This is a genomic window from Elusimicrobiota bacterium, from assembly GCA_026388095.1.
Classification (GTDB): domain Bacteria; phylum Elusimicrobiota; class Elusimicrobia; order UBA1565; family UBA9628; genus UBA9628.
In genome coordinates this window covers 19,831-42,805 of record JAPLKL010000008.1, presented here as the reverse complement: position 1 = coordinate 42,805, position 22,975 = coordinate 19,831, and the positions used below count along the sequence as shown (strand labels likewise).

The following is a 22,975-nucleotide window of genomic DNA, read 5'->3' as shown; positions in this document are numbered from 1 at the left end:
CCCTGGGCAACGACATCCTGGGCGACGACGCCGTGGGCTTCCACGCGGCGCGCAGCCTCCGTTCGGAGCCCTTCGAGGGCGTAGACGTCGTGGAGACGGGCGAGGCCGGCCTGGCCCTGCTCGACCACCTGGAAGGCTACGACCGGGCCCTCATCCTCGACGCCATCGCCACGGGCAAGTGCCGTCCGGGCACGGTCTTGTCGTGGGGGCGCAAGGACTTCAAGGACATCGTCTCGCCTTCGCCGCATTTCTCCGGCCTGCCCGAGCTGATCCAGCTGGCGGAGCGGGTGGGCATGCATTTCCCGAAGGACATGCGCGTGCTGGCCATGGAAGTCGAGGACCCGACCGTATTCCGCGAGTCTTTGACGCCCGGGGCGGCGCAGGCCCTTCCGGCGCTGGTCTCCGAGGCCAGGCGGGTCCTGGCCGAGTGGGGGCACGCTCAGCCCGCGGCCATGCTCACCGGCGGCCCGCGAACTCGTAGGTGAGCCCGGCCGAGACGTAGCGGCGGGGGGCGTCGCTGCCTTGCGCGAGGGTGAGGGCGGCGTGGATCCAGAGGCCCTTGACCAAGGGAACTGCCACGTCGAGCGACTCGGTGTAGACTGGCGCCTGGTCGCCCAGGAACGGGGCCAGCGCTCCGGTGAGCCTGGGCGGGTGGGGACCCCAAGGCGTGGTCCAGACCGCCGCGACGGCGGGCTGGTGCAGGACCAGGTGCTTCGGGGTCACGCTCGTGGCCCCGGTGACCGGGCTGACCGCCGCGTCGTTCCCGGTGAACAGGTCCCCGCTGATCCAGCGGTACGAGAAGTCCGTCGCGAGGTCGCGCCGCCAGGCCCGGAAGAAGCCCGCTTCTACCGCGTGGGACGTGCCGTGGGGCCCGCCGTCGCGCTGCGCCCCCGCGGAGTAAGTGTAGCCGGCGCGGGCCCGGCCCACGCCCGGGAAGCCTTTCTCGACCCCAGCGCCCGGCGCGAGGACGCCGCGGTAGATTGAATCCGTGAAGACCGAGAGGCGTCCGAACGGATACCAGCCCCCCGCGACGCGCAGCTCGGCCTGGCCCGAGAGCTCGTGGCTCCAATAGCCCTTGCTGCCGGCCGTGTATTGATAGCCCGTTTCGCCCGAGTAGAGCGTCGCGGCCGCCCGGGCTGCGAGCGCGAACAGAAGCGTCAGGGCCGCCCCGAGGGAGCGCATGCGGCTCAGGCGTGGGAAAGTCACCAGGCCCTCTTCAATGCCCTTTGCGGCCGCGTCCTGGCGGCAGCTTTGGGGGATTCCCGTTGAAAGCCCCATGCGCCGCGCTCGCCCCGCTCGCGCCGGCTGGCCCTTGCCCGCCGGTCCTGCCCGCGCTCATGCCCGCGCCCGACCGCATCGCGGCGCCCAAGGAGACTCCCAGGGTATGGGCCACTTGGCCCCAGCCCAGCCCGCTCTCCCTCAAGGCCATGACCTCCTCGAAGTCGACGTGAGTCAAGTCGCTCAGCGCTTGGGCGTGCTTCAGCTCGCCCCTGTTGAAGTCCGTCCCGGGTGGCGGAGCCGGTGGCGGAGCCGGTGGCGGAGCCGGCGGGGGCGGCGAGCCCTGCGGCGGCGCGGGCGATTGGCCGCCGCCGGTCTCGATGAAAGTCCTGCGCTGGTCGCCGGTGAGGCTCAGGTATGCGAGGCGGGGGGCCGGAGGCGGGGCCTGCCGGGTCACGGAGCGCGTCTGGCCCGCCCTCAAGAGCTGCGCCGGACGCGCGGAGTGGTCCCGGACGGCATCCAAGTAGGTCTCCCCGGCCAGCCCGCCGAGCCTCGGGGCCGACCACTCGGCTGCCACCGGCAGGCTGACGCCGTCGCCAGCCCATTGAGCCATGACGAGCAGGAGCAGGACGCCCCACGCGGAACGGCTGTAATGGCGCGCGGGTCCACGATCACGGCGCAAGCCCTTCGGACTACGGTCGGTCACGGGAACCCTCGTTTTATCCTCATCATCTCCGCTCCGCGCCGGGGCAGCATGGTTGAGCGCGGCACTCAATAGAGTTTAGCTGGATGGAATCAAAAAAAAATCAAATGCCGCTTTTGTGGCTTGGCGTCCCGGCGGCTTCTTCTAGGCCAAGCGGGCCGCGATCATGGGCTTGAGCTTGGCCCAGACCAAGGGCTGGTAGAGCACCCAGCCCGTCACCCCCAGGCAGGAGGCCAGCGGAGCCAGAAAGCTCTTGACCATCATGTTCCACAGCGGGTAGTTCGGGTCGAGCACCCTCAGGAAGAGGCCGGAGAGGAGCATGTAACCCACCGGCACCGCCAGCGTCTCCGGCGGCAGCAGCGGCCAGGGATTGATCCGGCTGGCTGCGAAGTAGGCCACCGCGGCCATGGACACCAGCATCAGGAAGCGCCCGCTCAGCCCGAAGGCCATCCCCATGACGAAGCGAGCCAAGCCGCGGAACCAAGGGATCGCGCCCAGCGCGGCCACCCCCAGCAGGGCCAGCCCTGCCAGGAGGAAGTAGGCCAGGGCCTTCTGGCGATGGCTCCGGTAGAACTGGCGCACCTGCTCCGAGTCCTGCAGCAGGCCCATGCGCCACTGCTCGAGGATGGGCTTTTGGTTCTGGTAAGACTTGATCGCCGTCATAGCCGTGTTCAACTGGCCCAGCGGACCGCCCATAGGGGAAGCCCCGCCGTTGGCCATATCCTTGATGGCCGCCAATTGCGGCAAGGAGACACCCTCCATCTGTCCGTTCTGGAGGGACTGCAACTGCGCCAGCATCGCAGAGGTCGGGTCCTGGCCGGGCTTGGCTGACCGCAACTGCGCCAGGAGCGCGGCGGCCGGGTCCTGGCCGGGCTTGCCGGCCTGCGACTGCGCCAGGAGCGCAGCGGCTGGCGCTGGGGCGGGATTGACCACCGGCACCTGCTGCGCGGCAGCGGCAGCCGGCTCTTGGCCGGGCTGGGCTGACAGGACTTCCACAAAGACCTCCCCGTTCGGGTCCGGGGCTTGGCCGGAGTCTTCCGTCGGCGCCGCCTGGTCGCTGCCAGGCATCTGTCCCTTCTCGATGGCGCGCATCTGCGCCAAGGTCCTCTCTTCCATGCCTTGGCCGGAGCTGATGGACTGGACCTGGCCGACCAAGTTGATCAAGCCGCCCTGGTCTATGCCCGTGAACTTGGAGAACAGGCTGGGCGCCATGGTCGAGGCGCCGGCCATAATCAGAGTCGAGATCAAGCTGCCCCAGCGCATTTCGATCCTCCTGGCTCAGTACGTGTCTCGGCGAGCCAGCTATCCGGATAATTGTATTCATTAATACCACATCGCGCAACCTCAATCGGGAACGTCATCATCGCGGGTGCAAATCCTGGCCTACGACGTGTATAATAGATGATCCCATGCACGAACAAGCCATAATCCAGAGCGTCATCGATTCCATCCGCCAGGACCTGGCCGCCCGGAAGCTGACGGGGAAGGTGAAGTCCATCTCCCTGAAGATCGGGGCCTTGGAGCTGCACGGCGAGGAGTCCTTCAAGCAGATCTTCGCGGTGTCGGCTGCGGGCACGCAATTGGAAGGCGCGGAACTGGTCCTCACCGTGCTCCCGGCCCGCATCAAGTGCGCGTGCGGCCATGAGGGCCGGGCGGACGAGGGCGTCGACCACCACTCCGATCTGCCCATCGCGGAATGTCCGAAGTGCGGCGCGGTCTGCCGCGTCAGCGGCGGGCGCGGCGTGGAAGGAATAGACTTGGAGGTCGCAGAGCAGCCGGCCCGGAAGCCCCGCCGGCCGGCCAAGAAGTCCTGACCGGCCGCGACATGAAGGGGAAGCTCCTAGCCCTCGGCGTCGGACTCGCGACGGCCTGCCTCTTGCTGGAGGCGGCCCTGCGGCTGGGCGGCTGCGCGCGCGCGGCCTCCGGCCGCTGGCGCTCCGGGGCCGAGGCTCCGGGCGCCTATCGGATCCTCTGCCTGGGGGAGTCCACCACTTTGCGCCAATACCCCGGGCCGCTCGAAGCCCTGCTCAACGAGCGCGGCCAGGGCCGGAAGTTCGTGGTCATCGACGGCGGCGTGGGCGTGATCAACACCAACTACGTGTTCGCGCACCTTCCGGAGAACCTGGAACGGCATCATCCGGACCTGGTGGTCGCCATGATCGGCGGCAACGACCGCGAGGTCCCCTACCTGAGGGACGTGGCGGGGAGGGACTCCTGGCTGTTCACGCATTCCCGGGCCTTCCGGCTGCTGGCCCTGCTGAGGAACGCCGCGCGCTCCCGGGGCGGCCGTTTCGCGGACCTGCCGCCGCCGGGCCGGGGAGAGGGGGCGGTCCCGGGGACGGCCCGGGCGCACCATCTGCGGCAGTGAGCCCAGTTGTTGGCGCTCGGCCGGGTGCGCGCGGCCGCGGCCTTGTCGCGGCTGGCCTGCCGGGAGGCGCCGGGAGACCCCGAGGCCTGGCTGCTGATGGCGAGACTGGAACTGGGCCGCCGGCAGCCCGAGGCGGCGCGCCTCTGCCTGCGCCGGGCCGAGGCCGCGGGCGCGGGCCGGACCGACCTGCTCACGGCCTGGGGCCGCTGGCATGAGGCGCGGCGGGACTGGCCGGCGGCCCGGGAGTCGTTCGCGCGGGCCTTGGCCCTGCGGCCGAGCGACCTGGCCGCGCGGCAGGGGCTGGCGGACCTGCTCCGGCATGAAGGCATGGCCCGGCAGGCTGAAGAGGGTTTTACGGCCATGGCCCAGGAGCGCCCCCAGGACCCGGCGCGCTGGTCCGCGCTGGGCAGGTTCTACCATGAGCAGGGACGCCCTCACGACGCCGTGGCGAGCCTGCAGCGGAGCCTGCGCCTGGGGCCGGATCAGCCGGAGGTCTGGGACCTCCTGGCCCGGGACTTGCGCCTCAGCGCGCGTCCGGGGGCCGCGGAGGCGGTCTACCGCCGCCTTCTGCGGCGCTGGCCGGGCCTCTTCGCGTCCCGCACAGGCCTCTACGCGGCCGTCGCCGACCAGGGCCGCAGCGAGGCCGAGCCGGAAGACGTGCAGGACTACGTGCTCCGCCAGCCGGACGGCATCCGCGACCTGTTCCTGCTGGCGGCGCGCCGCGGCGGGTTGCAGCGGCAGCAGGACCTGGCCTTGGCGTGGGTCCGGCAGGCCGTGGCGAGCGAGCCCTGGAACCCGGCGGGGCATATGAACCTGGGCCGGGTCCTTTCCGCGCAGGTCCGCCCGCGCTACGGCGAGGCGGAGCGGGAGGTCCGCCTCGCCCTGGCGCTCGATCCCGACGACGAGCCCGCGCGCATGTTCCTGGCGCAGTTGCTCTGCTGGCAGCGCCGTTGGGCTTCAGCCGCGCAGCAGTACCGCTGGATGCTGGCCCGCAGGCCGGAAGACGCCTCCACGCTCAGGGCGCTGGCGCTGGCTTACGATGGGATGTCCCAGCCCGGGCTCGCGGCCGAGACGCGCCGCCGGGCGGAGGCGGCCGCGGGAGGCGGCGTCGCGGCCATGACCCGCGAAAACTACCTGAAGATCAAGACTCTGCTGGACCGGCGGGGCGTGGCTCTGGCGGCCGTGCAATACCCGATGCGCAGCGTGGCGCCGCTCCGGGACATGCTGGCGGGCGCGCCGGAGGTCACATTCGTGGACAACGAGGACTCATTCCGACAAGCCGTGGCGCGGGAGGGCTACTTCGCGCTCTTCGTGGACAACTTCGGCGGAGACTTCGGCCACTGCACGCGGCGCGGCAACGAACTCCTGGCCTCCAACATCGCGGACGCGGTCCTGGCGCGCCTGGCCGCGCCTCCGCGCTGAGCCGCTCGGCGCGCTCCTCCCGGAAATCGAAGTATACTCCACTCGTCCAGTATAGTATCATTGCTGGGCATGCGGCCCCTGTCGCGGCTGAGCCGAGGATTCACCCTCCTGGAGCTGATGTTCGTGGTGCTCATCATCAGCGTCCTGTGCTCAATCGTGTTCCGGAAGGCGAAAGAAGGGGGGACCCAGGGGAATCTGGGAGCGATACGCTCGGCGATCCAGACCTACTACGCGGACCAGGCCTCGACCTTCCCGAGTTCCCTGTCGGCCCTGACCGCGGGCGGCCAGTACCTGGGCGCCTTCCCGCCGGCCGTGCTGGTGGGCTACCACCAGGATTCCAACAGCATCCGGGAAGGGAGCGCGGCCTCCGTCATCAACGACGCGGGAGGCTGGGCCTACGACAACGACTCCAGTGACGCCGACTTCGGGAAACTCTGGGTCAACTGCACGCACACCGACACCAAGGGCTCCGTATGGACGGCCTATTGATCCCATGACCAATCGACCTCTGGACCACTCCCGGACCCATCTCGTCAACCGCTATTTCACCCCCCTGGGCGTGCTCCTGGTGGCTAACGGCATCATCCTGGCCGAGCTCCCGCTGCGGCTGAAGGCGGTCTCCTCGGTCCTGATGGTCTTCTCCATCCTGTTCAACTCCCTGTCCATCGGCTGGATCGACCACGGCGACGCGGCCGGCCGCCGGCTCCGGGTGCGCGTCTGGGTCAATTTCGCGGTCAGCGTGCTGCAGGTCTACATATTCGGGCCGGCCTGGCCTCCGGCCTGGCTGCTGCTCATTCTGACGCCCATCGCCTCGGCCATCTACGGGTCCCGCGGCAACACCATCCTGTTCTCATTCCTCGCGTCCGCCGCCATCCTCGTCGTGCACGCCCTGCGCGGGCCGTCAGGCCCGATCGGCTGGGCCGTGCAGGTCAACTGCGGCGCCTTCATCATACTGCTGAGCCTGGGGCTTTACGCACTCTCCCGGATCGTCCGGGCCGAGGCGCGCCACGGCGGCCGGTAGGCCCGCTGAAGCCTCCTGCGAGCCGGAGACTGACGGAGCACGTGGAGTCCTTGCGCGCCTGCCGGCTCTGCCCGGACATGCGGCCGCCCGTGGTGAGCGGGGGTCCGGTGGCGAGCCGGGTCCTGCTCGTGGGCCAGGCTCCGGGCGACAAGGAGCCCAAGCTGGGGCGCCCCTTCGCGTGGACCGCGGGCAAGACCCTGTTCAAGTGGTTCTACGCGGCGGCGGGCCTCAGCGAGGAGCGGTTCCGCTCCGCCGTCTACATGGCGGCCGTGTGCCGCTGCTTCCCGGGCAAGAGACCGGGAGGCGGCGACCGGGTCCCCTCGCCCGAGGAGATCGCCAACTGCGCGGCCTGGCTCGAGCGCGAGCTTGAGCTCCTCAGGCCGTCGCTGGTCATCCCGGTGGGCAAGCTGGCCATCGCGAGGTTCCTGCCCGAGGGCAAGCTCAGCGGGCTGATCGGGCGCCGGTTCCGGGTCCGGGGCTTCGACGTCATCCCCCTGCCGCACCCTTCCGGCGCGTCCCCCTGGCACCGCATGGAGCCGGGGCGGACCCTGCTGCGCCGGGCGCTGGGCTTGATCGCCGCGCATCCGGCCTTCCGGGCTATTGTAAATCCGCGCGCACATCGTTAAACTATACGGTGCCAATGGCTCAGACATCCCGGGGATCCACCTTGCTGGAGCTGCTGATCGTCACCAGCGTGATCGCGATCCTGGCTCCCATCGCCATGCCGAAGGTCGCGGCCGCGGTCCCGGCTGCGCCCGCGGCCGTGGCCCCGGCTTCGCCCAAGGCCGCGGTCCAGCCGGCCGCCAAGGCCGCGGCAAGCTCCGCGGCCCGTCCCGAGGTCGCCGCCTCCAGCGCGGCCACCGTGGGCGGCATCTACACGGTGGAGCGCCTGCGCGATCCTTTCGCGCGCTGGGGCGCCAGCCGCGGCTCCGCGCGGGCCTTCTCGCTGCAGGACTTCAGCATCCACAAGCTCTACTTGCGGGGCATCATGCGCGACGCGGGGACCGATTTCGCGCTGTTCGTGGACAACGACGCGGGCACGGGCTTCCTCCTGCGCCAGGGCCGGCTCTACGATCCCAAGCAGAAACCCATCCCGGGAGTGGGCGGCACCGTCAATCTCAGGCGGAGGATGGTGACTTTGACCGCTCCGGAAGGCGACGCGCAGGCCTTCCAGCTGGGAGAGGAAGAGAAGGATTGACCGGGGGCCGATCCGCCTCGTTGAGCCGCGCCTGCCTAGCCTTCGTTTTCCTGGCTGCGGGGGGCTGCGCCGCCATGACCAGGATCATGCCCGCGCCGCCGGACTTCATGGTCAAGATCCGGCTCGACGGCCCCTTCGACAAGGACATCCCGGCTGAGTCCGTCAAGCAGCTCAAGGGCGCCAGCGTGGGCGCGGATTGGGGCATCCCCTACATCTTCATGAGCGTGGGCATGCATTTCGAGTCCTTGGGCGATGAGACCAGGACCCTGCATTTCTATGACCGGGCGCTGTCCGAGTTCCGCAAGCGCGGCAACGCCGGCGGCGAGGGCTCGGCGCTGAACCGCAAGGTCTTCGCCCTCTACGAGTTCGGCCGGGTGCGCGAGGCCTTCGACCTGATCCGGCAGAAGGAGAAGGACTGGCCGTCCGCCCCAATGGACGCCTTCGTCGCCCACAACTACGGGCACTACCACCTCATGAACGGCGACTACGCCCAGGCCCTGTCGGATTTCCAGCGCTCCTGCGCCGCCAACGAGGGCTACGGCAAGGACTTCGACTTCATGATGCTGCGGCGCGACTCCGAGCTGGAGAGCGGCATCGCGGCCATCCTCGCCGACTACGTGCCGCGCATGACCAAGAAATACAGCCTCCTGGATTTCGATCCGGCCATGCTCGCCGCCATCCGCGCCCGCCAGGACGAGGGGATCGCGCATCTGCGGCGGGTCCTCGACCTCAACTCCGCCATCCGCAAGACCAAGCCGGGCTCCTTCACCCCGCCCGACGTGTTCCGGATCATGGAGACCAACGTCAACAACTTCCTGGGCCTGGCCGCCGGGATCAAGGGGGATTGGGACACCGCCTTCAATCACCTGGACCGAGCCTCCCGGCTGGCGCGGGAGGAAGGCTATCGCGTAGGCGAGGTGGACAGCCTGTTCTTCCGCGAGCAGGTCTTCCTGCTCAAGCAGGACATCACCGCCGGCCTCAAGGCGGCGCGGGAGCTCAACGAGCTCGCGGACCGCTACCGCTTCCCCTTCTACCAGATCTGGGCCAAGTTCATCCTGTCGCGCTACGAGACGGGCTTCGGCAACGCGCCGGGCGCCATCGCGGCGCTCAAGGAGGCCGCGGCTATCATCGAGGCTCAGCGCTCGGCCTTGGTCATCGACCAGCTCAAGGAGAGCTATCTCTTCAACCGCCAGGTGGTCTACGAGGCCTTGGTGGAGGTCCTGGCCCGGGAGGGGGATTCCGCCGGGGCTCTGGACTACGCGGAGCATTCCAAGGCCCGGTTGCTGGTGGACCTGCTCGCGGGCCAGGACCTCGGCCGCAGCCCCGCGGAACGCTCGCTGCTGCGCCAGGAACAGGCCGCCGACCAGGAGGTGGCGGGCCTGGGCAAGCGGCTGGCCGCGGCCCGCAGCGATCCGGCCGCCCAGGAGCTCCTCGCCGGCTTGGCCAAGGCCGAGGGCGCCTACCGGGACATCGTGGTCAAAGTCAAGCGCGAGAACACCGAGCTGGCCTCCTTGGTCTCGGTCCAGTCGCCGGCGCCGTCCGTCATCCAGGCCAGGCTCCCCGCCGACACCGCCTTGCTGGACTATTTCGTGACGGACCAGACCCTCTACGTCTGGGCCGTGGACCGGGACAAGGTGCACCTGGAGCGCGTCAAGCTCGGCCGCGAGGACCTGCGCGCGCTGGTGGCCTCGTTCCTGAAGGCCATCCAGGCCAAGGACCAGGCCGCGACCAAGGCCCTCTCCCAGAAGCTCTACGACATCCTGCTCAAGCCCATCCTGCCCTTCGTGACCGCGCCGAACATCGGCTTGGCGCCGCACGACGCGCTTTACTACCTGCCGTTCTCGGCCTTGAGCGACCAAGGCAAGTACCTGATCGAGAGTCGCGCCCTCTTCAGCCTGCCCAACGCGGGGGTGCTGGAGTACCTCGCCGAGCGCAAGCCGCAAGCCAGTCTCCGGGTCCTGGCCTTCGGCAACCCGGACCTGGGCCGGCGCGAGTTCGACCTGCCCTCCGCGGAGGCCGAGGTGGCGGCCATCAAGGGACGCTTCCCATCGGCCGTCGTGTTCACGGGCAAGGCCGCCACCGGGGAGAAGGCCAAGGAGCTGCTCGGGGGGGATTTCGACGTGGCCCACTTCGCGGCGCACGGCAACTACTCCGAGGAGACGCCGCTGGAATCCGGACTGCTTTTGGCGCCGACCGCGGCCGACGCGGGGCGCCTGAGCGCGCTGGACATCTTCAAGCTGCGCTTCAAGGGCAGCGCCGTGGTCCTGAGCGCCTGCAAGACGGCCTTGGGCCGCTCGGCCACGGGCAGCGAGATCGTGGGCTTGAACCGCTCCTTCCTCTACGCGGGCGCGCCGTCCGTGCTGGCGACCTTGTGGAGCATAGACGACAAGGCGACCGCCGAGCTGATGGGAAGCCTTTACGCCGGGCTGGAGAAGAAAGAGGGCCTGGCGGAGAGCCTGCGCCTGGCCCAGCTCGAGATGGTCCGCAAGGGCCTGGCCCCGTATTTCTGGGCCGCCTTCTTGGTCACCGGCCGCGGCTGAAGCCGCGCGCTAACGGATCTTCAGCTGCAGGACCGCCTCGCTCCACTCTCCGGGCTTGGCCTTCTTGGCCTTCACGTGGATGTCCCGGGTCAGGGCCGGGGCCTCATCCTTGAGCTCGGCGAAGGGACTCTCGGCCGTGGTCTTGCCCACCGCGTCGGCCAGGTCCACGGCCGGCTCATGCGAGGCGATGGCGCGCACCAGCTCCCTGCCCGCCGGGCCGCTCACCTCGAACTCGAAGCCCGCGGCCGGGTCCGGTATGGTGTAGGTCACGCCCGCCTTGACCGCGTTGTCCGGGGCCTGATGGTTGGGGAAGATGACGCTGACCGAGCCGCTGGTGCCCACGTCGATGAGGGTCAGATGGCAGTCCTGGTTGGCCTTCACGCTGACCCGGAACTTCTCTCCGGGTTTGTACTCGGTCTTATCGGTCCAGACCTCGACCTTGAGCGGCTCGGCCTTGCCGGGCCGGGGCGCGGCCTTGGCCGCCGGCTCGGGCGCGAGCTTCTCGCTCGCCGCGCGCAGGCGCTTGTCGGCCTTGACCAAAGACGTGGCCGCGGCCAGGATCTGCCCGGACTCGGTGTCCACCAAAGAGGCGCGCAGCTCGATGAGCTTCTTCTCCGGGAACGCGTACTTGCCCAGCAGCAGGACGTCTACGCCCAGCAGCTTGCCGGCCTGCTTGGCGGTGGAATCCTCGATGAAGCCCTTGTTGTCGAGCTCCCACTCCTTGGCCAAGGACTCCAGGTTGCGGCGGTCGAGCACCTTGAGCTCCCGCCCCTTGGCCGGGAGCATCAAGGCGGCCTCCAGGGCCTCGGCGCACCGCACCGAGAGCTCGGTGGGGCCACCCTGCGGGGGCGCGATCTCACCGACGGCCACGCTCTTGCCCCGCAAAGACGAGGCCTGGGAGAGCAGTCCGGCCGCGAGCTGGGACGCGGCGTCCGGCAAAGAGTCCTTGGCTTCGTCGGCGGCGGACGCGGCGGTCCAGCCCGCGGCCAGCAAGGCCGCGGCGGCTAGGCAGGTCTTGAAGGAGAGTTTCATGTGTTCACCTCTGGGTCCGGCTGGTATTATATAAAGCCTGCTCACCGCGCGTCGCGCAAAGCGAAGGTCTGCCGCTGCAGCTCCAGCTTCAGGGCATTGTGCCTCTCCATGTCGGCAACGAGCGCGGCATCCGGATAGGAGTCCGGTCGAGTCGAGCGGCCCTGCATCTTCTGCGACATCTCCAACAGCTGGGTGGCGCACCGGTCCAAGGACTCGGCGTAGACCTTGGCCTGGGCGTAATAGGCCGGCCTTCTGCTGGCCGGCCCTGCAGGCTTGGCCGTGTCCTGCGCCAGATGGTCGAGCATCGTCCGCGTCTGCAGCGTCAAGGCCGCCGCGTCGGCTTGCACCGCCGCCCACTCGTTGGAGTCCGCGGAACGCAAGCCGGCCAGGAAGCGCTTCTCCAGCGCGGACCAATCGTTGTAGGCCCGGTCCGACTCTCCCACAAAGCGCGGCCCCGGCCGGGGCGCCTGGCTCTGCCCGGCGTCCACCGGCTCCTTTTCGACCGGCAGGCCCTTCTCCAGCCGGTCGAGATTCTCAACGAACCTGGCCACCCTTTTCGCCTCCGCGTCGGGCGGGGCTTGGCCCGGGCTGCGCGACTCCATGCCGCCGACCACGAATGACTTGAGCCGCGGAGAGGTGGCGGCCCGGTAGCGCAAGGTGATCGTCTGCCGCGAGCGGGGATACTCCAGGTACATCTCCTTGGTGATCTCGTCGCCGCTCATGGTGAAGTTTCCGGGGGCGCAGGACTCGATGGGGCCCTGGTCCCTGGGCAGGGCTTCGAAGATGCGCAAGGGCGCGACGTCGCGGAAGGGCTCGTCTTTATGGCCGAGGAGCGCCTGGGCCAAGCCCGGGATGGAGGGCCTGATGCCTGGGGCCGGCTCCAGAGGCACGGCGGCAGCGGCGGGGTCGCCTTTGCGCAGGGCCGCGCAGAGCTCGCCCACGCCCAGCTTGCGGTCCAGGTCTCCGAAGGTCATCTGCTCCTGGCAGCCCGACAAAGAGGCGGCGGAAAGCAGAATCAGGATGCAGTGCCGCATGGCCTGAATCTACCATTGCGCCGCCGCCCTGTCAAACCTGCCGGAGCATAAGTGCGATATAATGACTCGTCATGAGACTATTGCTCCGGCTTATCCTCCTCGCGGCCCTCTGGGCCGTGACCGATGCTCGGTCAGGGGAGGCCCCCGCCCCACTCCAGGTCCTTTTCCTTGGCAACAGCTACACCTCCGTCAACGACCTGCCCGGCACGCTGACCGCTGTGGCCCGCTCCTTCGGCGACACCGTGGCCGCGGACGCCTCCGTCAAGGGCGGCTATCGCCTCATGGACCATGCCCGGGACGAGCAATCTTTGGCCAAGATCAAGGCCCGCCCCTGGGACTTCGTCGTGCTCCAGGAGCAGAGCCAAATGCCCGGCTTCGACGACTCCCAGATAGACGCTGAGACGGTCCCCTACGCGGTGCGCCTCGATGGGCTCATCCACGCCGCCAACCCCCGGGCCAAGACCGTGTTCTTCGCCGCCTGGGGCCGCAAGAGCGGGGACAGCGAGAACTGCAAGGCCATACCCGCGGTCTGCACCTACGAGAGCCAGCAGCGGCGCATCACTTGGACTTTCGACCGCCTGGCCGCGCGGACCTCCGCGGTCCTGGCCCCGGTCGGCACGGCCTGGAGCCGCGTCCGGCATGCCCATCCCGAGATCGAGCTCTATGACGGCGACGGCGTACATCCCTCGGCCGCCGGCACCTACCTGGCCGCCTGCGTCTTCTACTCGGCCCTGCTGCGCAAAGGGGCGCTCGGCGCCAGCCCCCTCGGCCTGGACCCCGCCGTCGCCCGCGTCCTCCAGAAGGCCGCCCAGGAGAGCGTGTTCGCCCCGGCGGGCCGCGGGCAGCGATGATCTGGGGCTGTCTGTTGGGGCTCACGCTCGGCGCCGGAACTCTGGCGGCCTCGGCCGCCGAGCCTCCCGAGTTCCAGCGCGTGGACTCCGAGCATTTCACCGTTTACAGCGAAGCCTTCTATCCCCCTGAGGGACTGCTCAACGAGCTCGAGGGCCTGCACGCCAAGGTATCCCTCGACCTCGTCCTATTCTCTCCCTGGGCCAAGGACGCCAAGATAGAGCTGTATTTGTATAAGAGCTCCGACTCCTACCGGGCCCAGCCCGGAGTCAAGCCCTGGACCGCCGCGCAGGTGGACCTCGCCCGGCGCCGGATCTCCGCCTTCCAGAGCCCGGACCTGCGCCGCATCCTGGCCCATGAGCTGGGGCACCTGTTCTTCGACGATTTTTTCTTGGCCGCCTCGTCCGGTTCTGCGGCCGGACACGCCCCGCGCTGGCTCACTGAAGGCGTCGCGGTCAACATGGAGTGGGACTACGGTCTGGACCAGGACCGCCCGTTCGACCCGGAGCGGGCGGCCAAGCGCATGCGGCCTTTGCCGGAGTTCCTGGCCTTCGACTATCAGGACGACGCCCATGAGGCGCGCAGCGTCTCGGATTGGTACATCCAGGCCTACAGCCTGGTGCGCTTCTTGATGCGGCGGTTCCCGGGCGGGCTGTTCTTCGACCTGTGCGATGGCCTGCGCCGGGGGCTGCCCTTGGAGGAGGCCCTGCGCCGAGCCTATGGGACGGCGTTTCCGGACCTGACCATGCTGGAGAGGCGCTGGCGCGAGGACCTCAAGGGCGGCTAGCCGCAATGCCGGTCACTTATCGGCACGCAGTTTTTGTGCTATGACGGAAGACGGCGACTCGATGTGCCAATTTTTCATATTTTTCCATCACTTCTAGCCCCGCCACCTCCAGCGCTGGAGGTATTGCTGAATTTATCGTTATTTCATAAATAGAATCACCATTTCAGGTCGCCATCCGATCACTGATACTTCGGCCCATTACTCTCTCTTCCTGCGCTCGCGGCGCTTGGCGCCGCGAGCCGCGCGCGCCCCATTCCGCCTGCGCGCGCAACTTCATGAAGATCCAAGGGATCGGGAAGTGACCCAGCACTCAGAATCCTCATAGGGTCGGCGCGACAGAGGAATATCGTCGCGCCGGCCTCGGAACCCCCACGGGGTTCCGAGGGTCTTAACGGCAGCGGCCGACGGAAGCGGACCTTAAGTGACCGGCATTGCGGCTAGCCGATCACCAGGACCCGGAGGCGCCGCCGCCGCCGAAGCTGCCGCCGCCGCCGGAGAAGCCGCCCCCGCCGCTGGAGAAGCCTCCGCCGCCGGAGGAGCAGCCCCAGCCGCTGGAATAGCTGGAGCCGTGGCAGCCGCCGCCCGTGGTGTGGATGTGGCTGGCCACGCGCTTGCCCCAGTCGGTGCGCGGCAGCAGCAGCCTCAGCAGGGGGAAGCCCACCAGGTGGCAGGTCAAGGTGGCCAGCGCGCCGCGGGGGCCGAGGATCACGATGGGGAACATCGCCCAGAAGGGGATGAGGAAGAAGTACAAGAACCAGCCGGTCGCGTCCGGGATGAGGATGCCGATGGCGGTGAACAGGCCCAGTATGCCGAAGACGAAGGCTCCGATCAGGATGCGCATGACCGGGTCCATGTCCGGCGTCAAGCCGCCGCCGCTGGTCGAGGCGGCGCGCTCCGGCGCCTTAGGCTCATAGGAGCCCTCCAAGGTCCCCAGTATGGCCGAGACCCCGGCCCGGATGCCGCCGTCGTAGTCCTGGTGCCGGAAGGGGGGGGTGATCTCGTCGCGGATGATGCGGCCGGCCAGCGCGTCGGGCAAGGTCGCCTCCAAGCCGTAGCCCACCTCGATGCGCATCTTGCGGTCCTGGGGCGCGACCAGCAGGAGGATGCCGTTGTCCTTGCCCTTCTGACCGAGCTTCCAGGTCTTGGCCACGCGCACCGAGAAATCCTCCAGCGCCTCGCCCTCCAAGGAGGGGACGGTCAGCACCGCGATCTGGTTGCCGGTCTTGCGCTCGTGCTCGGCCAGCTGCGCGGAGATCTCCTTGACCGCGCTGGGGCTCAGGATGCCGGCCTGGTCGCTGACCCGGCCGTCGAGGTAGGGCACGTCCAGGGCAGCGGCCGGCGCGGCGGCCAGCAGGACCAGCGCCAAGGCCCAGGCGCGGCGGATCACGCGCCCTCCCCATCGATCAGGGGCTTGTCGCTGAGCTCGTTGCGCGCGCCGGGCTCGGCCTGGAACCCGGCCTTGAGCAGAAGATCATGGCAGTGCGCGACCGCGTGCTCCATGCCCTCGGCCAGGCTGGCCCCGGCCGCGCTCTCGATGACCCGGGACACGGCCCGGTCCCAGTCTCCGGGGCCGACCTTGGCGTTGATCCCGGAGTCCGCCACCACCACGGCGCGGCGCTCGAAGAGGCTCACGAAGATCAGGATGCCGGTGCGCTTCTGGGTCTTGAAGAGCTCATGGTGCAGGAAGACCTCCTCGGCCCGGCGATGCACCATGGCCGAAAGGCGCTGGGCTCCGGCCAGCCGCCGCCGCAGGGCCGGCACGAAGCGGCCGGCCGCCGCGCCCAAAGCGCAGCCGGCCAGCACCGCGGCGAGCAGGTTGCGCAGGGGCTGCCAGAGGGGCTCTCTCCAGTCCGCGAGGAAGAGGGCCAGGCAGGCGGCCGCCGCGCCCAAGGCCGCGCCTTTCCAGGGCGCTTCCGGATAGGAGTCGCTCTGCCAGGCGATATAGGTCGCGATCTGGCCGGAGGTCCCGGCCTCGGCCCGGGCCACGGCGCTTTCTATGCGCTTGAGCCCGTCTGGGCCCAGCAGAGCCTTGATCCGCTCGGAGGTCCCCATGGCGGGCTAGAAGCGCACCTGGGGGGCCTTCTTGGCTTCGGGCTCGGCCTCGAAATAGGGGCGCTCCTTGAAACCGGCCAGGCCGGCCACGATGCTGGCGGGCACGCGGCGCACCGTCACGTTGTAGGCGATGACCGCCTCGTTGAAAGCGCGGCGCTCCACCGCGATGCGGTTCTCCGTGCCCTCCAGTTGGACCTGCAGGTCGCGGAAGTTCTCCGTGGCCTTGAGGCTGGGGTAGTTCTCGGCCACGGCCAGCAGGCGGCTCAAGGCGCCGCTGAGCTCGCCCTGCGCCGCGGCGAACTTCTTGAACTGGGCGGGGTCGTTGAGCACCGACTTGTCCACGGTGAGGCTGCCCACCCGGGCGCGGGCGTCCACCACCGCGGTCAGCGTGGACTTCTCGAAGCCGGCCGCGCCCTTGACCGTCTCGACCAGGTTGGGGACCAGGTCCATGCGGCGCTGGTACACGTTCTCCACCTGGCCCCAGGCGCCGTTGACCGCCTCCTGGTTGGTGACCAGGCCGTTGTAAGCGGACATGGCCCACAGGCCTATGAGCAAAGCCAGGACGAGGATGCTTCCGAGCACGGCGGCTAAAGCTTTCATGGCGCCTCCGAGGATTGGATTACGGCTATGATAGCAAACCGCCGCCGCGGTGACGCGGCTATCGGCGCAGAGGGGTGCGCCGAAAATTTGTAGGTAGCCGGCCTTACACCCTCGTCAAGCGGTCAATAGAAACGGCGATTGCCCGCGCAAAGAGCTTGCCCCAGGTCGAGAGCTTGGCGTCCTCGCCCCGCTCGGCCCGATGGACGACCGAAGCGTTGACGCCGGCTTGATCGGCAAGCTGCCGCTGGGAGATTCCGCGGTCCAGCCGCAGCTCTTTGAGCGATGTCGCCATGCGACGCACCGTCCCTTGGGAATCCATACTATACTTACGAGATGACCCCCGAAAAAGTTCCCACCCGCCGAGCCTTGCCTCCCTTGGTCCGTTGCTCCCAAGCAACACGGTTCGGAATAGATGCCCTATATCGTTGCGTTGGGGAGGGAAGTTGCAGCAAAGCAACGGACCAAGGGAGGGACCCCCACGGGAGATTGCCGGGCGCGCAATTCCGGGCGCCCGGTCTGGCGGCTACCTACAAATTTTCGGCGCACCCACGCAGAGGGTCGAGTTCAGCGGGCAGCTCGATGGACAACTCGCGGTCTTGGGTCGGATGCTTGAAGCGCAGGCGCACAGCCGCGAGAGCGATGCCGGGCCGCGGCCAAGGCAGGCGCGCGCCGTAGCGCGAGTCGCCGACTATGGGATGCCCGGCCCGCGCCAGTTGGACGCGGATCTGATGCTTGCGTCCGGTCTCTAGGTCGATCTCAAGCAGCGTGGTAGCCTTGTCGCGGCGCAGCACGCGCAGGCCGAGCCTGGCTTCCTTGCGGTCCGGGCCTGGCTCGTCGTGGGCGGTCACGAAGCCGTCGTCTTCCGAGAGCCAGTGCGTCAGCCGCAGGCTTTCCGGCTCCACAGTGCCCTCGACCATGGCGCGGTAGGTCTTTTCGATTGTGCGCGCGCGGATCTGCTCGGAGAGCCGGGAGGCCGCTTTGGAAGTCCGGGCGAAGAGTATGACGCCGCACACGGGCCGGTCGAGGCGCTGCACCAGACCCAAAAACACCTTGCCCGGCTTGTCATACTTCTTGGCGAGCCAGAGCTTGACCGCGTCCATGAGCGTGGGCTCGTTGCTGGCATCGCCTTGGACCAGAACGCCGGCGGGCTTGTACACCACGATGACGTGGTTGTCCTCGTAAAAGACGGTGGGCGCGATGCTCGGGTCCATGTCTCAGACCAGGCAGTTCGCCAGCTTCACCTGGAGCCCGCCGTTCATGGTGGAGAAGCCTGGCTCGAAGCGCAGGCCGGTACTGGCCATGAGCCGAGGTCCCGTGGCGAGCACGGAGGCATGCCAGCCCGGGCACTTGGCCCGCAGGACTTTGCCGAACTGGGCGTAGAGGTCGCGCAGATCGCCGCTGCCTTTCAGGCGCATGCCGTAGGGCGGGTTGGTGACCACCCAGCCCGGACCCAAAGGGGGCTCTATGGCTGAGACGGCCCGGCAGGAGAATTCGATGCGGTCAGCCACTCCCGCGCGCTTCGCGTTGGCCTGCGCGGCGCGGATGGCTCCGGCGTCCCGGTCGGAGGCGATGATCCTCGGTGTCTCAGAGACGGCCTGTTGGGCGGCCGCGGCCTTGAGCTCCTCCCAGCACGCGGCGTCGAAATCGGGCCAGTCCATGAAGGCGAAGCGCCGGGCCTGGCCCGGCGCCATCCTGCCGGCCAGCAAAGCCGCCTCGATGGCGATGGTCCCTGACCCGCAAAAGGGATCGAGGAGGGGCGAGCTTCCGTCCCAGCCCGAAGCCTGCAGCATCGCGCTGGCCAAGGTCTCCCGGAGCGGGGCCTTGGCCAAGGCCAGCCGGTAGCCGCGCTTGTGCAAGGGGTCACCGGAGGAGTCCAGGCTTATGGAGCAAAGGTCGTCGTCGAGGCGCACATCGATGAGTTGTCCCGGCCCTGGGAGTGGGGGAGTGCCGAGGCTGTCTGCGATGGCATCGGCCAGCCGCTCGGCCACTGCCGTCTCATGATACAGGCGCGAGCTCTCGCAGGAGACCCGCAAAGTGACGGGCCGCCCCGGCGCGAGATAGTCCTTCCAGAGCAGGCGGCTCGCCTTGCGCCTTAACTCAGGGAATGAGGCCGCGTGGAACTGCGCGAATCGGACCAGGATGCGGTCCGCGCAGCGCAGGAGCAGGTTGGCCCGGTACAGGTCGCGCAAGGAGCCCTGGAACTTCACGCCTCCGAAATCGCGCAAGAGTCCTAAAGCTTTGATGAGGCCCAATCCATATAGTTCCCGCGCGACGCAGGCCTCCAGGCCGGGGGCGCACACTGCGAAGAGCTGTTCCAAAGCGGGCCTCAAGCTCGTGGGCTGGGTTCGACGCTGGCGCTGAGCATGCGGTCCCCATCGAAGCGAAAATGGCCTTGGAATGGCTTGCCGGCCAGCATCCAGGGCATCCAAAGCTCGTCGTCCGCCCACATGTCCTTGTAGGGGATAGCGCAGATGTCGGTCCAGATGGGCGCGGCCTCGTCCGTCTCGATTAGCGCGCCCTCGGCCTCCCTTGCGGTGAAGACCGTGCAGTGGAGCTTGTAGCCGTCCGCGAATTGGAAGTGGAGCTCGCCGGCCTGGGCCAGACCCGAGGGGGTCAGGCCCACTTCTTCAGTGGTCTCGCGGCAAGCCGCGTCCAGGGCGCTCTCGCCGGGCTCGATGCGTCCGCCGGGGGCTGTGATCTTGCCGGTGCCGAGGCCTTGCTTCTTGCGGATGAGCAGGATGCGGCCGTCCTTGATGAGGAAGCACAGCACTGCGAGTTCGCTGAAGCCGGGCTTTGCGGGCTCCATGAGGTCTGTTTCCACTAGTACAATCATAGCCTTTCCAACGGGTATTGCTATACTCTGCGCGGTCGAGCTTGCGAGTTTGGGGACACAATACCTGACTCCCCGGCTGAATTGAGTATTGTGTCCCCGAACTCCTTTGTCGCATAATGTCTATCATGCGAACTCCAAAGAGACACAAGATGATGACGCTGTATAAGAACCTCAGCGGCAAATCCAAGGTCGTGCGCTATCACCTCGCGAAGGACGCCGTGACCGTCCGGTTCGCCGACTGCTCGGTCTATATCTACACCAACCAGACCGCGGACCCCGCCAATATCGGCAAGATGAAGACCCTCGCGCTCGCCGGCAAGGGCTTGGGCACCTTCATAGACGCCAACCTGAAGGACCGCTTCGCCCGCAAGATCCGATAGGCCGCTTTCAGCGCCCAGACCTGCCGGTTCGGGGATCGGCCTTCCTGCAAGAAGGCCGAACAGCCGAGCCTAGACGTCGCGGCTCAGCTTGGCCTTGAGCAGGGCCGCGTCCACCCCTTCGACGCCGTCCTGGGTGTCGAGCCATTCGGCGAAGGGCTGGCCCAAGGATTTTTCGAAGCTGGTGTCCCACATCTCGATGAACTGCTGTTCGCGCCAGGAGATGGCCCGCCAGGTCGAGACCGGCATGCGCGTGTCCACGAAAGGCTCCGGCTCGGCCTCCAGCCGGGCCAGCAGACGGCGGGCGGAGGCTGTTTCCGTGATCGGCGCCTTAGGAGAGGAGATCTCAGCCACGGTCGCCGGCTCCACCGGCAAGACCTCGGCGGGCGGAGCGGCCGTGAATTCCCGCTTGCTGGCCAGAGCCAGCAGACCCGCCGTTGCCAACGATATCAGGGCCAAACCAGCGAGGGGCAAGGACGGTAGATTGTCGGAGGTCGGCTCCGGGGATTGACTCGCCGCGGCCGGACCCGGCGGGATGACCCCGAGCTCCAGCCTGCGGGCGCGCAGCGACGCCTGCAGCAGAGTGCTCCTGACCGCGGCCCGGCCCGAGGATTGCGGCCAGAGTTGGGCCCGAGGCACGGCCGGGCCTTCCGGAAGCCTCCGCGAGCCTTCCACGAAGCTCTTGAAGTCCGCGGGGTCGCTGATCTGGCTCTGCAGCACCCGGACCTTCTCGGCCGCGGGCTGGGCCCTTGGCGCATCCTCGGCCCGCGCCGCGGACGCGGATACGGCCACAAGGATGGCGGTCAAGAAATAGGCCGAGCCGCGCGCGTCCATGGCAATAGCATAGCCCGTTTTCCAGGCAGCGGCTGGGCTGTGGGGCCCAGAGCGGAGTAGGACTTTGGGCCTATATGGGTATTTCCGGGCCGCCGGGCAGGTTTGGTATGATGTAGGCAGACATGAAAAAGACCAAGCCCGGACCCGTTGTGAAGACCGCTGCCGCTATCAAGCCTGCCCCGGCCAAGCCCGCCGGTCTCAGCGCCGCATCTCCGTCTCCGAGTTCTTCACCAAGAACCGCCACCTCCTCGGCTTCGACAGCCCGCGCAAGGCCCTGCTCACCTGCGTCAAGGAGGCCGTGGACAACGCTTTCGACGCCTGCGAGGAGGCCGGCATACTCCCCGAGGTGGTGGTCAGACTGGAGGTCGTGGCTCCCGAAGGCGCGGCCGCGCCGCCTCTCTCCCAGGCCACGCGCTTCAAGGTCACGGTGGTGGACTACGGCCCGGGCATCGTGCGCGAGCAGATCCCGCGCATCTTCGCCAAGCTCCTCTACGGCTCCAAGTTCCACCGCCTGCGCATGAGCCGCGGCCAGCAGGGCATCGGCATCTCGGCCGCCGGCATGTACGGCCAGCTCACCACGGGCAAGCCCGTGCAGATCATCTCGCGCACGGGCGAGCATGCCCCGGCCCACTACTTCGAGGTGCAGATCAACACCAAGACCAACGAGCCCCGCATCCTGGAGAAGAAGCAGATCGAATGGGAGCACCACCGCGGCACGCAGGTCACCATCGAGCTGGAGGGCAAGTACCAGAAGGGCCGCTCCTCGGTCGACGAGTACCTGGAGCAGACGGCCATCGCCAACCCCCACGCCAAGATCACCTACGTCACCCCCGAAGGCGAGACCAAGGTCTATCCGCGCACCTTCAACCAGCTCCCGGTCCCGCCGCGCGAGATCAAGCCCCACCCCTACGGCATCGAGTTCGGCATCCTGCTCAAGATGCTGCACGACACCAAGAGCCACTGGCTCTCCGGCTTCCTCTCCAGCGACTTCTCGCGCGTCTCGCCCCGCGTGGCCGACGAGATCTGCAAGACCGCGGAGCTCAACCCCCACTCCAAGCCCCGCAACATCATGGGCGTCGAGGCGGACAAGCTCTACAAGGCCATCCAGGCCACCAAGATCATGGCCCCGCCCACCAACTGCATCTCGCCCATCGGGGAGAAGGCCATCCTGACCGGTCTCTACAAGCAGATCAAGGCGGACTTCTACACGGCCGTGACCCGTCCGCCGGCCGTGTATCGCGGCAATCCCTTCATCATCGAGGCGGGCCTGGCCTTCGGCAAGGGGCCGGACGCGGTCCAGGCGGTGGAGAAAAAGGCGCCCATGGCCGAGGGCGAGCACCAGTCGGAGGAGGCGGAGCTGGCGCGCGTTCTTCGCTTCGCCAACCGGGTCCCCCTGCTCTACCAGCAGGCCGCTTGCTGCACCTTCCAGGCCGTGCTGGAGACCTCCTGGCGCAACTACGGCGTCTCGCAGTCCCGGGGCGCCCTCCCCGCCGGGCCCATGGTCATCTTCGTGCACATGGCCTCGGTCTGGGTGCCCTTCACCAGCGAGTCCAAGGAAGCCATCGCCGACTACGACGAGATCCGCAAGGAGATCAAGCTGGCCATGCAGGAGTGCGGCCGGCGCCTGGGCATCTTCCTGAAGAGGAAGGAACACGCCAAGCACGAGTTCCACCGCCGCAACATATTCGAGCTCTACATCGAAGAGGTGGCCGAGGCCTGCAAGCGCCTCAAGGGCGGCAAGCTGGCCACGGAGAAGCTCAAGGCCCAGCTGCTCAAGATCGCCATGAAGCGCACCGGCGGTGAGAAGACTGACGAGATCCTGGGCAAGAAGGGCGGCCCCGAGGGCCTGCCGGACTCCATCATCGTCACGGCCGAAGGGGTAGAAGGGGAGGTGCCGGCGGAGATCCCTTTGGAGGGGATTCCTGAGGCGCCGCAACCGGCGGCCCCCCTGCCGGCAGCGGGCCTGCCGCAGGCTCCCCAACCGGAGCCGGCGCCCGCCCCGATCGGGCCCGCCAAGAAGGGCAAGCCGTCGCCGAAGGCCAAGAAGGCAGCCAAGAAACCGGTCAAGAAGGCCAAGCCGGCCGCCAAGAAGCGGAAGAGATAGCCC

The 22,975-nt window shown here is 68.3% G+C and carries 26 protein-coding genes; 13 read left to right on the top strand and 13 right to left on the bottom strand.

Annotated elements, in window-relative coordinates; genetic code table 11:
- Positions 1 to 2: 2 nt before the first annotated feature.
- Positions 3 to 485, top strand: a complete 483-nt coding sequence (locus NTY77_02280; GenBank protein ID MCX5794309.1) for a hydrogenase maturation protease — start codon at positions 3 to 5, stop codon at positions 483 to 485.
- Here NTY77_02280 and NTY77_02275 read toward each other — a convergent pair.
- From NTY77_02275 to NTY77_02265, 3 genes are all read right to left on the bottom strand, one after another.
- Positions 457 to 1,206, bottom strand: a complete 750-nt coding sequence (locus tag NTY77_02275) for a hypothetical protein (protein MCX5794308.1) — start codon at positions 1,204 to 1,206, stop codon at positions 457 to 459. The genes NTY77_02280 and NTY77_02275 overlap by 29 nt on opposite strands.
- A 10-nt stretch (positions 1,207 to 1,216) precedes the next feature.
- Positions 1,217 to 1,924, bottom strand: coding sequence for a hypothetical protein (locus tag NTY77_02270; protein MCX5794307.1), 708 nt, complete (start codon positions 1,922 to 1,924; stop codon positions 1,217 to 1,219).
- Between the two features lie 141 nt (positions 1,925 to 2,065).
- Complete coding sequence (locus NTY77_02265; GenBank protein MCX5794306.1) at positions 2,066 to 3,184, bottom strand: hypothetical protein; 1,119 nt, start codon at positions 3,182 to 3,184, stop codon at positions 2,066 to 2,068.
- A 146-nt stretch (positions 3,185 to 3,330) separates the two neighbouring features.
- On the opposite strand from NTY77_02265, the gene NTY77_02260 reads away from it, so the two are divergent.
- From NTY77_02260 to NTY77_02225, 8 genes are all read left to right on the top strand, one after another.
- Entirely contained in the window at positions 3,331 to 3,735 is a 405-nt protein-coding gene (locus tag NTY77_02260; protein MCX5794305.1) for a hydrogenase maturation nickel metallochaperone HypA, read from the top strand.
- A gap of 11 nt (positions 3,736 to 3,746) precedes the next feature.
- Entirely contained in the window at positions 3,747 to 4,289 is a 543-nt protein-coding gene (locus tag NTY77_02255; GenBank protein MCX5794304.1) for a hypothetical protein, read from the top strand.
- Positions 4,290 to 4,298: 9 nt separating this feature from the next.
- Positions 4,299 to 5,711 (top strand): tetratricopeptide repeat protein, encoded by a 1,413-nt coding sequence (locus NTY77_02250; GenBank protein MCX5794303.1) that lies wholly within the window; start codon positions 4,299 to 4,301, stop codon positions 5,709 to 5,711.
- A gap of 69 nt (positions 5,712 to 5,780) precedes the next feature.
- Positions 5,781 to 6,200 carry a type II secretion system protein gene (locus tag NTY77_02245; protein ID MCX5794302.1) on the top strand — a complete coding sequence of 140 codons (420 nt, stop codon included), beginning with the start codon at positions 5,781 to 5,783 and terminating at the stop codon, positions 6,198 to 6,200.
- 4 nt (positions 6,201 to 6,204) lie between these two features.
- Positions 6,205 to 6,732 (top strand): hypothetical protein, encoded by a 528-nt coding sequence (locus tag NTY77_02240; GenBank protein ID MCX5794301.1) that lies wholly within the window; start codon positions 6,205 to 6,207, stop codon positions 6,730 to 6,732.
- Between the two features lie 77 nt (positions 6,733 to 6,809).
- Positions 6,810 to 7,358 carry a uracil-DNA glycosylase family protein gene (locus NTY77_02235; GenBank protein MCX5794300.1) on the top strand — a complete coding sequence of 183 codons (549 nt, stop codon included), beginning with the start codon at positions 6,810 to 6,812 and terminating at the stop codon, positions 7,356 to 7,358.
- Positions 7,359 to 7,372: 14 nt separating this feature from the next.
- Complete coding sequence (locus NTY77_02230) at positions 7,373 to 7,930, top strand: hypothetical protein (GenBank protein ID MCX5794299.1); 558 nt, start codon at positions 7,373 to 7,375, stop codon at positions 7,928 to 7,930.
- A gap of 74 nt (positions 7,931 to 8,004) precedes the next feature.
- Positions 8,005 to 10,470, top strand: coding sequence for a CHAT domain-containing protein (locus tag NTY77_02225; GenBank protein ID MCX5794298.1), 2,466 nt, complete (start codon positions 8,005 to 8,007; stop codon positions 10,468 to 10,470).
- Positions 10,471 to 10,479: 9 nt separating this feature from the next.
- On the opposite strand, the gene NTY77_02220 is transcribed toward NTY77_02225, so the two are convergent.
- Positions 10,480 to 11,502, bottom strand: coding sequence for a DUF4384 domain-containing protein (locus NTY77_02220; GenBank protein MCX5794297.1), 1,023 nt, complete (start codon positions 11,500 to 11,502; stop codon positions 10,480 to 10,482).
- A 41-nt stretch (positions 11,503 to 11,543) separates the two neighbouring features.
- Complete coding sequence (locus NTY77_02215) at positions 11,544 to 12,536, bottom strand: hypothetical protein (protein ID MCX5794296.1); 993 nt, start codon at positions 12,534 to 12,536, stop codon at positions 11,544 to 11,546.
- 71 nt (positions 12,537 to 12,607) lie between these two features.
- Here NTY77_02215 and NTY77_02210 point away from each other — a divergent pair, with 71 nt between their 5' ends.
- Positions 12,608 to 13,387: an SGNH/GDSL hydrolase family protein gene (locus NTY77_02210; protein ID MCX5794295.1), complete on the top strand. Its 780-nt coding sequence runs from the start codon at positions 12,608 to 12,610 to the stop codon at positions 13,385 to 13,387.
- 14 nt (positions 13,388 to 13,401) lie between these two features.
- The gene (locus NTY77_02205; GenBank protein ID MCX5794294.1) at positions 13,402 to 14,172 is read left to right on the top strand and encodes a hypothetical protein; all 771 of its coding nucleotides are present in this window, start codon (positions 13,402 to 13,404) and stop codon (positions 14,170 to 14,172) included.
- A gap of 445 nt (positions 14,173 to 14,617) precedes the next feature.
- On the opposite strand, the gene NTY77_02200 is transcribed toward NTY77_02205, so the two are convergent.
- The 7 genes from NTY77_02200 to NTY77_02170 form a co-directional block, all read right to left on the bottom strand.
- Positions 14,618 to 15,559: a TPM domain-containing protein gene (locus NTY77_02200; GenBank protein MCX5794293.1), complete on the bottom strand. Its 942-nt coding sequence runs from the start codon at positions 15,557 to 15,559 to the stop codon at positions 14,618 to 14,620.
- Positions 15,556 to 16,224, bottom strand: coding sequence for a hypothetical protein (locus NTY77_02195; protein MCX5794292.1), 669 nt, complete (start codon positions 16,222 to 16,224; stop codon positions 15,556 to 15,558). The genes NTY77_02200 and NTY77_02195 overlap by 4 nt, the downstream gene beginning before the upstream one ends.
- Before the next feature lie 6 nt (positions 16,225 to 16,230).
- A complete protein-coding gene (locus tag NTY77_02190) occupies positions 16,231 to 16,824 on the bottom strand; it encodes a LemA family protein (protein MCX5794291.1) in 594 nt (197 codons plus the stop codon).
- 103 nt (positions 16,825 to 16,927) lie between these two features.
- Positions 16,928 to 17,116, bottom strand: coding sequence for a helix-turn-helix transcriptional regulator (locus NTY77_02185; protein ID MCX5794290.1), 189 nt, complete (start codon positions 17,114 to 17,116; stop codon positions 16,928 to 16,930).
- A gap of 235 nt (positions 17,117 to 17,351) precedes the next feature.
- Positions 17,352 to 18,035, bottom strand: a complete 684-nt coding sequence (locus NTY77_02180) for an RNA pseudouridine synthase (GenBank protein MCX5794289.1) — start codon at positions 18,033 to 18,035, stop codon at positions 17,352 to 17,354.
- Positions 18,036 to 18,038: 3 nt separating this feature from the next.
- The gene (locus tag NTY77_02175; protein MCX5794288.1) at positions 18,039 to 19,142 is read right to left on the bottom strand and encodes a class I SAM-dependent RNA methyltransferase; all 1,104 of its coding nucleotides are present in this window, start codon (positions 19,140 to 19,142) and stop codon (positions 18,039 to 18,041) included.
- An 8-nt stretch (positions 19,143 to 19,150) separates the two neighbouring features.
- The gene (locus tag NTY77_02170) at positions 19,151 to 19,645 is read right to left on the bottom strand and encodes an 8-oxo-dGTP diphosphatase (GenBank protein MCX5794287.1); all 495 of its coding nucleotides are present in this window, start codon (positions 19,643 to 19,645) and stop codon (positions 19,151 to 19,153) included.
- A 161-nt stretch (positions 19,646 to 19,806) separates the two neighbouring features.
- On the opposite strand from NTY77_02170, the gene NTY77_02165 reads away from it, so the two are divergent.
- Positions 19,807 to 20,037 carry a hypothetical protein gene (locus NTY77_02165; protein ID MCX5794286.1) on the top strand — a complete coding sequence of 77 codons (231 nt, stop codon included), beginning with the start codon at positions 19,807 to 19,809 and terminating at the stop codon, positions 20,035 to 20,037.
- A gap of 69 nt (positions 20,038 to 20,106) precedes the next feature.
- Here the strand turns inward: NTY77_02165 and NTY77_02160 are convergent, their stop codons facing one another.
- A complete protein-coding gene (locus NTY77_02160; protein MCX5794285.1) occupies positions 20,107 to 20,868 on the bottom strand; it encodes a hypothetical protein in 762 nt (253 codons plus the stop codon).
- Positions 20,869 to 20,932: 64 nt separating this feature from the next.
- On the opposite strand from NTY77_02160, the gene NTY77_02155 reads away from it, so the two are divergent.
- Positions 20,933 to 22,972, top strand: coding sequence for a DNA topoisomerase VI subunit B (locus NTY77_02155; protein ID MCX5794284.1), 2,040 nt, complete (start codon positions 20,933 to 20,935; stop codon positions 22,970 to 22,972).
- Positions 22,973 to 22,975 lie beyond the last annotated feature (3 nt).